The 10,218-nt window shown below is 55.4% G+C and carries 11 protein-coding genes; 6 read left to right on the top strand and 5 right to left on the bottom strand.

Annotated elements, in window-relative coordinates:
• On the bottom strand, positions 1-133 hold a 133-nt coding region (locus tag FJ146_18115), incomplete at its 3' end, for a transposase (GenBank protein MBM4253888.1).
• A 411-nt stretch (positions 134-544) separates the two neighbouring features.
• Here FJ146_18115 and FJ146_18110 point away from each other — a divergent pair.
• The 3 genes from FJ146_18110 to FJ146_18100 are packed head-to-tail and all read left to right on the top strand — an operon-like array spanning position 545 to position 4,371.
• A complete protein-coding gene (locus FJ146_18110; GenBank protein ID MBM4253887.1) occupies positions 545-2,038 on the top strand; it encodes a glycine--tRNA ligase in 1,494 nt (497 codons plus the stop codon).
• Positions 2,039-2,081: 43 nt separating this feature from the next.
• Positions 2,082-3,785 carry a diphosphate--fructose-6-phosphate 1-phosphotransferase gene (locus FJ146_18105; GenBank protein ID MBM4253886.1) on the top strand — a complete coding sequence of 568 codons (1,704 nt, stop codon included), beginning with the start codon at positions 2,082-2,084 and terminating at the stop codon, positions 3,783-3,785.
• A 13-nt stretch (positions 3,786-3,798) separates the two neighbouring features.
• Positions 3,799-4,371 carry a hypothetical protein gene (locus tag FJ146_18100; protein MBM4253885.1) on the top strand — a complete coding sequence of 191 codons (573 nt, stop codon included), beginning with the start codon at positions 3,799-3,801 and terminating at the stop codon, positions 4,369-4,371.
• A 3-nt stretch (positions 4,372-4,374) separates the two neighbouring features.
• On the opposite strand, the gene FJ146_18095 is transcribed toward FJ146_18100, so the two are convergent.
• The 3 genes from FJ146_18095 to FJ146_18085 all read right to left on the bottom strand — a co-directional run bounded on the left by FJ146_18095 (position 4,375) and on the right by FJ146_18085 (position 6,114).
• Entirely contained in the window at positions 4,375-4,941 is a 567-nt protein-coding gene (locus FJ146_18095; protein MBM4253884.1) for a hypothetical protein, read from the bottom strand.
• A 124-nt stretch (positions 4,942-5,065) separates the two neighbouring features.
• The gene (locus FJ146_18090; protein ID MBM4253883.1) at positions 5,066-5,593 is read right to left on the bottom strand and encodes an LEA type 2 family protein; all 528 of its coding nucleotides are present in this window, start codon (positions 5,591-5,593) and stop codon (positions 5,066-5,068) included.
• Between the two features lie 11 nt (positions 5,594-5,604).
• Positions 5,605-6,114 (bottom strand): TlpA family protein disulfide reductase, encoded by a 510-nt coding sequence (locus FJ146_18085; GenBank protein MBM4253882.1) that lies wholly within the window; start codon positions 6,112-6,114, stop codon positions 5,605-5,607.
• Positions 6,115-6,197: 83 nt separating this feature from the next.
• Here FJ146_18085 and FJ146_18080 point away from each other — a divergent pair, with 83 nt between their 5' ends.
• The 3 genes from FJ146_18080 to FJ146_18070 all read left to right on the top strand — a co-directional run bounded on the left by FJ146_18080 (position 6,198) and on the right by FJ146_18070 (position 9,352).
• Positions 6,198-7,391 (top strand): GTP-binding protein, encoded by a 1,194-nt coding sequence (locus FJ146_18080; protein MBM4253881.1) that lies wholly within the window; start codon positions 6,198-6,200, stop codon positions 7,389-7,391.
• The gene (locus FJ146_18075) at positions 7,355-7,612 is read left to right on the top strand and encodes a hypothetical protein (GenBank protein ID MBM4253880.1); all 258 of its coding nucleotides are present in this window, start codon (positions 7,355-7,357) and stop codon (positions 7,610-7,612) included. The genes FJ146_18080 and FJ146_18075 overlap by 37 nt, the downstream gene beginning before the upstream one ends.
• A 243-nt stretch (positions 7,613-7,855) precedes the next feature.
• Positions 7,856-9,352, top strand: a complete 1,497-nt coding sequence (locus FJ146_18070; GenBank protein ID MBM4253879.1) for a cell filamentation protein Fic — start codon at positions 7,856-7,858, stop codon at positions 9,350-9,352.
• A gap of 423 nt (positions 9,353-9,775) precedes the next feature.
• Here FJ146_18070 and FJ146_18065 read toward each other — a convergent pair.
• A partial coding sequence (locus tag FJ146_18065) for a transposase (protein MBM4253878.1) occupies positions 9,776-10,218 on the bottom strand: 443 nt, incomplete at its 5' end.

Here is a 10,218-nt window from a genome sequence, read left to right as displayed (position 1 = left end):
TCCACTTGCCAATCATACCGTCAGTTATCCCCAAGCGACGCCCAACCTCAGCCTGAGTCAAACCGTCCCGTAGAACCATATCAATGGCTTTCTGTTTGAATTCCTTGTCGAATTTCCGTCTCTTCTTGTACATAATCACTCCGTTAAGCACTTGCTATACTATGCTTAACTCGGTGTCCACTAAACTGAGGAAGGTTAAGCTGCTATATGAGCGATGACCTTGGTCTCGCCAGCATCTAACACTTGAGTTGGGAGCAGTCTCAGTGGCTGGTCCTCCAATGACATCATTCCGCATTCCCTATTCCGTGCGTCCTGACTGGAAACTCCCATGATCACGGGCCAGTTAGATTTTAGGGTGCCCACTCAGCTTGGTCAACCGCCCGAATCTCATTGGAGAATCCCCAGACCTTAGGTATTCTCCCTGGGCTTAAGCACTAACTGATTGCCCATGCCCCTAGTCCTAAGGGGACGGCACCTTGGCGGAGACCTGCTCTTGACTAAGCAAGCACCCAACCAGTCCGGTAACGAGTCCGGCAACGACCTGATGACTAAGATCGTGTCCTTATGTAAGCGGCGCGGCTTTGTGTTCCAAAGCAGCGAGATCTACGGTGGTCTTAAGTCCTGCTACGACTACGGTCCCCTCGGTGCCGAACTTAAGCGCAATATCGCCGCCGAGTGGTGGCGCAATATGGTGTATGAGCGCGATAATATTGTAGGTCTCGACGCATCGATCATGATGCATCCCCAGGTTTGGCAGACCTCTGGTCACTTGGCGGGATTCTCCGACCCGCTGGTAGACTGCCTTAACTGTCGGGAACGCTTCCGGGCCGACAAGGCGCCCCGCGCCGAGGCTGGCAGCACAGTCAACTATGTTCAGGGCGGCAAGTCCGGGGGCGCCAAGCTCAGCGGCGCCGTGAGCCCGAAGGGATACGTCTGCCCTCAGTGTGGTGCCCCCACGCTCAGTGAAGAGCGCCAGTTCAACCTCATGTTCCGCACGAGCCTCGGCCCAGTAGACCCGCTGACCGAGGTGGCACGGGAGCTCGAGGGCAAGTCTCTAACCGCTGCCAAAATTCGTGAGATGCTCGAAGAGGCTGCTAAGAAAAATGTCACCTACCTGCGTCCGGAGACGGCACAGGCTATGTTTGTCCAGTTCCTGAACGTACAGCAGTCGATGTCGATGAAGGTGCCTTTCGGCATCGCTCAGGTTGGCAAGTCCTTCCGCAACGAAATCGTCACCGAGCATTTCATCTTCCGCTCGTGCGAGTTTGAGCAGATGGAGATGGAATTCTTCTGCGAACCTGGCACGCAAAAGGAGTGGATGAACTACTGGCGCGACGAGCGTATGGCTTGGTATCACCGCTACGCCAACGATAAATCCGCATTCCGCCTGAGGGCCCACGAGGACGACGAGTTAGCCCATTACAGTGACGAATGCTACGACGTCGAGTACCGCTATCCGTGGGGCTGGGGTGAGCTCGAAGGCGTCGCTTCCCGGACCGACTACGACTTGAGTCGGCATGCTGCTGAATCAGGCGTCAAGCTGAGCTATTTCGACCAACAAAAGAACGACCCTGCGACAGGTAAACCAGGCTGGCGCTATGTGCCTTACGTCATCGAGCCAGCCGCTGGCCTGACGCGCTCCGTGCTCTGTTTCCTGATCGATGCTTACGCAGAGGAGTCAGGTGTCGATGCCGAGGGAGAGACCAAAACCCGCGTGCTCCTAAAACTGCACCCAAGGTTGGCTCCCTACAAGGCGGCGATATTGCCGCTCGTCAAGAAGGACGGCCAGCCCGAGATGGCGATGGAGCTCGTCAAAGAGTTTCGCCGTTTGGGCATCAACGTCAGCTACGACGACAAGCAATCGATCGGTAAGCGCTACTCGCGCCACGACGAGATTGGTACTCCGTACTGCCTGACGATCGATAATGACTCGGTCAAGGACGGCACACTGACGCTACGCGACCGGGATACGGCCAAACAAGTGCGCCTACCTGTTGCCGAAGCTGTAGCAGCCGTTAAGGCCAAACTTGACCAGTAACATACCCGAGATGTCCGTAGTTCCCTTGGAGACTTAGTTCGCCATGACGATCTCAGCATTTCAAAAAGCCCGTGCCTCCTATGTGCCGAAGCTACCGCGCTGCCTCGAGCAGCTAGGTCGCATCGGCGTTTCCTACAGCGCTGATCTGACACGCCAGTTGCACCAGGAAGATGCGGTAGCGCAGAAATTAGTGCAGCTCTTTCCTCACACCTACCCGCTTCTGAGCAGGGGTGTGATCAATTTCAGGGCCGACGAAAGTAACACATCAAGCAGCAGTGCGCCGCTGCACGTGGGCGTCGTCTTATCGGGCGGTCCTGCCCCCGGCGGCCATAACGTCATCTGGGGCGTGGTCGATGCTGTGATGGCCGGAGCTCCCGGGAGTCGCGTCACTGGATTCTACGGTGGCCCCGCTGGTATCCTCGCCGGGCGCACCGTCACACTCGATCGGAAGGCCCTAGAGCTGTACCGTAATGCTGGAGGCTTCGACCTACTTGGGACCAGCCGCAGCAAGATCGACACGGCGGAAAAGCTTGCCACTTGCCGCGCCGTACTCGAGCAGCTAGCACTTGACGCCCTCGTCATTATTGGTGGCGATGACTCCAACACAAATGCCGCGCTGCTCGCCGAGTATCTGAAGAGTGTGGGCTCGCCGGTGGCGGTGATTGGTGTCCCGAAGACTATCGACGGAGATCTGCAGAACTCATTTGTCGAGACCACTTTTGGCTTCGACTCCGCCGTCCGCGTCTACGCCGAGCTCGTATCGAACATCAGCAAAGATACGCTGAGTGGGCGGAAATATTATCACTTCGTGCGCCTCATGGGACGCGCTGCGAGCCACATCACGATGGAGGTGGCGCTGCAAACACAGCCGACCATCACTCTCATCGCCGAGGAAGTTGCGGCCAAGAAGCAAACTCTAGGCGCTCTTGTCGAAGAGATTGCCACGGTCATCAAAGCGCGAGCCGACCAAGGCAAGAATTACGGCGTTGTACTTGTACCCGAGGGGATCATCGAGTTTATCCCCGAAATGCGCGCCCTCATCGTAGAGCTGAATGGCGTCATCGGTGCGCATAAAGAGTATATCGATTCGCTCAGCGGCTTTACCGAGCAGAGCGAGTACATGAACCGTAAGTTGTCGCGTGATGCTTCCTACACGTTCTCCAGTCTGCCCATAGACATCCAGAGACAGCTGCTCATGGACCGTGACCCCCACGGCAACGTTGCGCTGTCGCGTGTCGAGACCGAAAAGCTGCTGATCGAGCTCCTGAGCAGTCACTTACGCGAGGAAAAAGCGGAGGGGCGGTTCCGCGGCACTTTTGGCTACCAGCACCACTTCCTCGGATACGAGGGGCGCTGCGCTGCTCCCACCAACTTCGACGCCAACTACGCCTACTCGCTCGGTCGCACGGCTGCAGCTCTTGCCGCTGTGCGCGCTAGTGGCTACATGGCAGTAGTGCGCAATTTAGGGGCCGGAGAAGACGCGTGGCAACCAAGCGGCGTGCCACTTGTGGCGATGATGACTGTCGAGGAGAGGGGCAAGGGCCCCCACCCCGTGATCAAAAAAACACTAGTCAATCTTGATGGACCTGCGTTCAAATACTTTGCAAAGCAAAGACCAGAATGGCAGCGTGGAGATGAGTTCCGTTATTCCGGCCCGATCCAGTACTTTGGACCAGCGGAACTAACGGACCGGGTTCCGCTCAGTTTGGCCCTTGAGTCAGGTGCCAACGAGCACGTCAATTGGTGAGGTCAACCGGAAGATGAACGACACAAAACAGCAAAATGACGGGCAAGCACGCGGTGGCAAGAGACGTCGCCGCCGACGCGGGAAAGGTGGCGGCGGGGGCAACAACCCGCAGCAGCAGCCACAGCAGACGCAGCAGCAGCCACAAAAAAATCATGCTCAGCCAAAGCAGCACCAAGCCCAGGGTGGCAAGCCGCGCCATCAGCAGCAAAATCGCCATAGTGGCAAACCCAAAGACAAGCAGCAACAGCAGCAATCTGGGTCCACGGGCAAAATGCGTGTGGCTGAGGATCTGCGTAAAGCCGAGCGGCAGCGTGAGCTAAACCGTCCGGAGCCACCCTTCGTCCACGTTGAAAAACGCTACGCTGTGGCAATCTTCGACACACTACAAGCAGCGAAAGCGGATTTGGACCAATTGGTGGCTAAAACCGCCGAGGTTGATCAACTCAACGTAGTCATCCGGGCCGAGTCAAGCATGGACGACCCTGAACTCATCGCGATACCTAAACTGAAGGTATTTGCCGGAGCTGCTTGGACACTGATTCATGAGCGCCGCATCACTGATGGTTGGTACGACGCACCCCGCTGAGTCTCAGTCAAATTCCTCAAAGTCGTCATCTAGGTTGAGTAAGGGACCTTGCAGAATGCCGAGGCGTCCAGCGGGCCCCATACCACCCGAGTGAGCACGCGGAATGACCATGATAGCGTCGTTCACCTCGTCGTAGGTGATATCTTCCGAGGCGCTTTCGACGTTGTCTAGATTTTGCTGATAGCTCTCTAGGAACTTCGATACGCGCGGCGACAATTGATCAACAGGCGCGACATCCGGCGTCTGCACCTCGGCCGGTGGTTCACCAAAGCCCAGGGTGACGTCCGTGGCGCCGTTACCGATGACGACGGTCTTTGCCAGGACGTTTTTCAGCGTAAATCCGTACTCGGCTGGAATCGGATCGCCGATGGTCAGCGTGTAGGAGCGCTGCGTGACGTTGTTGCGGAGTACCGCGATCCCGGTGGGTTGCTGATTGGGTAGCGGATCGCCTGAGATCACTCCCACTACGGACCAGCGCTGCCCCACACTGTTCGAGTCCTCGGCACTGGCTGGCCCGCTCTCAAGCAGCCCTACCATTAAGATCGCAAGTTTAATATATTTGTTTACCATCTCCTACCTCGCCTACTTCGGGCCACGGGCCCTAACTTAGGTGATATCGGCAGCAGGTAGGCAAAATTGAGCCGGTCGCGACACGCGGCTTTTTGGTAAATCACAAATTAAGGCAGGGCGCGCCTCAGCGTCCTGTGAGCTTATGGAGCGGCCTCTGATCCTCGAAAGTCACGAGCATGGGACCTAGCGGCGTATCGAACGCGGCGTTAGCCGTCAGAAAGGCAATTGGCGGCTGTGATGGTTTGCTCATGAGATCACGCATCAGTTTGACGGCGTACTCCCCATTAATGGTAAGGGGCACGTGCACTACGTGCTGACCTTCGGCTGGGATCTGCACCTTACTGGCCAACTCACCCCGGGCAACGGGCATCCCAGAGGCAACGAGTTGGTAGTCTATTTTTGCAAAATTTAGGTCAAAACTATTGGGATTCTCGACATTAATATCGATCACGAGATCAATACCACGCAAACTCAACTTAGTGATCGATGCCGCCAAAAAAGTCACCCTGGGCTTTTGCACCCCGAGACCGATCAGTTCTTTGAGATAGGTACAGCCAGTGGTCGATGCCAGCACAAAAGCTAGCGCCAGCGTCGCAAGGCGCGACGAAAGACGAGAGTAAGTGGGGGCATTAAAACTATTCATCCCGTTCATGATAACGCGAGTCAACTTGGTGATGTCAAGCCAATGGCCCACATTTTTAGGATCAAGCCGGCCGTTGTGGCGTAGCCACTCCACGCCTTAAGGATTCGACCAGTTGGTGACAAGATGAAATACGATGGAAACGCGCTCACTGCCAAGGAGCGGGCTATATCCTCGCTTCCGAGAAGTACGGTTGTCGAGAGCCCAGTCGAAGTTACAAAGGCGCGGACCTCGGCCTCCTGCTCGTACGCCAGAGCCAACGCGCTCACCTGAAATCCACGCTCCTTGAGGACATTGAGGTTTGCCGCCGTCGCGCGACAAACGCCGCACCATGGCGCAAAAACGTACACCAGTGTCACGCCTCCACCCGCCTCGGGCAGCGTGCCGGTGGTACCCTCCAGTGATGGCAATAACCTGGCGGATTCAGGCCACATACCGGATCTCATGGAGGATGCCTGCCACCATTCCACACCAAGGATTAAAAGCATAAAAATCAGGATATTGCTGGCAAGTCTCAGAAGGCGACGATACATAGATGCAAACTCCTTGCATTTTCGATTGCTGGGCGGATGAGCATCGGCTAGATTGCGCACACTTTAGCTCTGGGAGTGGATGCATGGCACCAAATCGCTTACCCGTTACCGTTCTTTCCGGTTTCCTCGGCGCGGGAAAGACCACACTCCTTAATCATATCCTGAACAACCGTCAGGGACTAAAAGTCGCAGTAATCGTTAACGACATGAGCGAAGTCAATATCGATGCCGCACTTGTCAAAGGCGGTGACGCAGCACTTAGCCGCACTGACGAACGCCTGGTTGAGATGAGCAACGGGTGCATTTGCTGCACACTGCGAGAGGATCTCCTTATTGAGGTAGGGAAACTCGCGCGCGAGGGACGGTTTGACTACCTCGTGATCGAGTCGACCGGCATCTCTGAGCCTATGCCTGTTGCTGAGACCTTTACGTTCACCAGTGAAGATGGTGAGACACTCTCTACTGTGGCCAAACTAGACACTTTGGTGACGGTCGTCGATGCACAGGCTTTCCTCGCAGACTATGCCGCTGCAGATCAATTAGTTGATATTGATGCTGGCATTGATGACACGGACGAGCGGACTGTATCGGATTTACTAGTAGAGCAAGTTGAATTTGCCAACGTGATCGTCATCAATAAGACCGATCTCGTTGACAAAGAAGAGCTCCAAGAACTCACCGGTCTCATCCAAAAACTAAATCCATCGGCCAAGGTCATCCACACGACTAAGAGCCAGGTGGCCCTGGGCGAAATCTTAAACACAGGTTTGTTTGACTTTGATCAAGCATCGGCTGCAGCCGGTTGGTTAACCACGCTGCGTGGTGACGAGGGTTCGGAAGCGGAAGAGTACGGATTTTCAAGTTTTGTTTACCGCGCCAAGCGCCCCCTGCATCCCGAGCGTTTCGCCGCGTTTTTAGAGGGTGTGTGGGATCAAGGCTTGGTACGCGCCAAAGGCTTTGTTTGGTTGGCATCGCGCCCTGATCTGATGGGCAGTCTATCGATCGCTGGTAAATCATGCGTTCTAAATGCGGCTGGTCATTGGCTCGCCGATACTCCGCGTGATGAGTGGGCCCTGACAGATGAGGAAATGGCAGAGGTTCAAGTTAAGTGGGACGATGAGGTTGGTGATCGTAACCAAGAGCTAGTGCTCATCGGGCAACATTTCGATCGTACCGCGGTCCAGCAAGCACTTGATGACTGTTTGCTCAGCGCCGCTGAGTTTAAAAAAGGCGCCACCGCGTGGCGTCGCTATGCCGATCCCTTCCCAGCTTGGTGACTTACTGGTCGATTGCGGCAGGCGGGACCGCAGCGTCCTCGCCGAGACCTGGCGGTGGTGGTGGCGGCGGTGGCACCAATTGGGCTAGCGGTGGTGGCGGTGGTTCTAGTTTTACCACAGGTGGTAGCACTCTATTGGGCAGCGGCTCGCATGCCGCGAATACCGGTGATGCCTGGATCCGTGAGGCGAAAAAATATCACCGGCTCTCGTTGCCAACTTGATCTCAAGGAAATTTCCCACAGTGGATAACGTGAAAATTTATCCATGTTTAATGAATTTTCGTGAATAATTTTCCAGTAATAAGATTCGGCAAGCTCGCTGGGCATATAAGAAATTGAATTAACTGTTAAATTTATTTTAGAAAAGACTTCACGATAGCCGATTGATTTTGGAAGAAAATTACCGATAAGCTACAGACGGGGGCTAATACCTGGACAGAATTTCACGCCCACTTGGGGATCCGAATGCGGCCAGTAATCCGTCAAAATCTCATAGGCGAGTTAGTCCTTTCGCAGGGCCCTGGGACCCTCGCAAACGCGATCTCGGAGGCCGTCAACGCAGGCGAACTTCGTCGCCTTGTCCCGAGCATCTATACAACCGCAGTTGCGGAAGATCCGGCAGATGTGCTCCGACGTAATCTATACCAAGTCCTGGGCTCACTTTATGCTGGCGCGATTATCAGCCACCGCAGTGCGCTGGAGGCAGGCCCAGCAAAGCTGAAGGACAATTGGCACATCGTCCTATCCTACAAATACGACAAGAAGGTGCAACTTCCGGGTCTGACCGTGCATTTGGTCAAGGGGCCACAGGCGCTCCCGGGCGACATGCCATTCGCAGGGGGACTGCATCTGGCATCACCTGAGCGAGCCTGGTTGGAAAATCTGCGCCGCGTTAAGGCTCACGGTGGGTTCAGCAAGGTTCTATCACAAGAGAAGTTCGAGGAGCAGCTCGACGACTACATCCGCGTTAGCGGCGAAAATGCCTTTCGAGAGAAAGTAAATGCACTCCACCGCTTGGCAGAAACTAGTGGCTTCTCTCATGAAGCGGAAAGGTTCCAAAAGCTGGCTGGAACCATGTTAAAGACCCGCTCAGATGGGATCCTCAAGTCGGACCGCGCGCAACAGCGGGCGACTGGCTATCCGTATGATCCAGAGAGGGTCGTTCGCTTCGAGCAACTTTTTCAGGCACTTCGCCAACCGGCGAGTCTGCTCAAAAAGCTTTCATTGGATACGGTCCTCTGCTCTGAAAGCGCAATATCGACCCTGTGTTTCTTCGACGCTTACTTCTCGAACTACATCGAGGGAACGCGATTCGAGCTTGAAGAAGCACGCGCCATCGCCTTTGATGGCAAGATTCCCGACCGGCGTCCTGACGGGCACGACATACTCGGCACTTTCCGCACCTTGATGGGCATTGCTTCGACCCGTCCCGAGTCTTGGACATCATACGGAACGATGGCAGCCGACTTAATGCGTTATCACGCGGCAATCATGAAGGCTCACCCGGATAAACTTCCTGGGCGGTTCAAGACCGTGCGCAATTTTGCCGGCTCCACCGCCTTCGTGGTACCAGAACTAGTGGAGGGTACGCTTCGTAAAGGCTTCGAGTTATTCCGAGCTCTGGAGCCTGGTTTCGCTCGTGCCGCCTTCATCAAATTTATGGTTGCCGAGGTACATCCTTTTACGGACGGCAACGGACGCTTGAGCCGCATCGCCATGAATCGCGAGTTATACTCAACTTGCGAGGTCCCTGTCATCATCCCGACGGTCTACCGCTCGGACTACCTTGGCGGCGTGAAGAAGCTAACGCGCACGGACAACCCGGCCACATACATAAAGATGTTGCAGCGAGCCCAATGCTTCGTAGCGTCCATAGACTACACTACGTTCGAATCTGCGCAGCGCGCGCTAGCGCAAGCTAAAGCATTCTCCGACGACCCTGAAGATGTTCTACTTTTCTGAATACAAGAGCGAATTTTGACTGATGATATTGACGGTTTCAATTTGATCTCTAACTCGATAGGCGCCCATGAACAGTGATCCGCAGGGCACGTCGGAATTGGTACTACAAATCCGCCAGATATGCTGGTGGTTAACAACAATCAGAATGCCTGGACCGGCATCGATGTGCTGAATGCCAATAGCGGCGCTTCCGCGGCATCTAGTGTAACTGTTGGTTCCGCATTAACAGGTGGGCAATATGGATATCTAGCCTATTTCGGTTCCGGATATACGCCAAACGGATTCCGCTCTCCGCAATCTACCTAAATCTATTCATTCAGGTACTTACGGCGTAGCCCTAGCTTGAGCTACCTTGAATTTCCGCACAGTTGCAGCCAGCGCTGGGCTGCATGCCACGCCCCCGGAGGTGGTGTTAGCCACCTCCTAGGCACTGGCACCATGCGGCACAGAGGACCGTCCAGTGCTCGCGGAGCGCCTTCGTCTCAGCTCCACGACCTTAGTGGTCGTGACGCTGGGTTTACCTGTGGCGTCGAGCGACGAGCGTTCGATGCCGCTGCCGGTAAACCGGGCTGAGTGTCTCCGCGTCACTGGTGGTATCTGGCCCGAGCAGGGCAAGTCTTTGTGCATCACAAGTTTCAATCCATTGATGGCAGCGTTCTCGTCACGCAGGTGGTGACTGCCGCAGGATGGGCAGTCCCAACTGCGTACCTCCGGGGGGAGTCCTTCGGCCAGCTTAGATCCACATGCGGAGCAGGTGCGTGTCGACCCATGCTCAGGCCACTCGATGTAAATGCGGCCAGACCTGGCTGCCACCCACTGGACGACGAGTTTAAATCTACCGATGAGGGACTGGTTGTTCATGCTGC

The sequence above is a fragment of the Deltaproteobacteria bacterium genome, assembly GCA_016874735.1.
GTDB lineage: Bacteria > Bdellovibrionota_B > Oligoflexia > Oligoflexales > CAIYRB01 > CAIYRB01.
The sequence above is the reverse complement of the archived record's forward strand: the minus strand, read 5'-3'. Positions and strand labels throughout refer to the sequence as shown.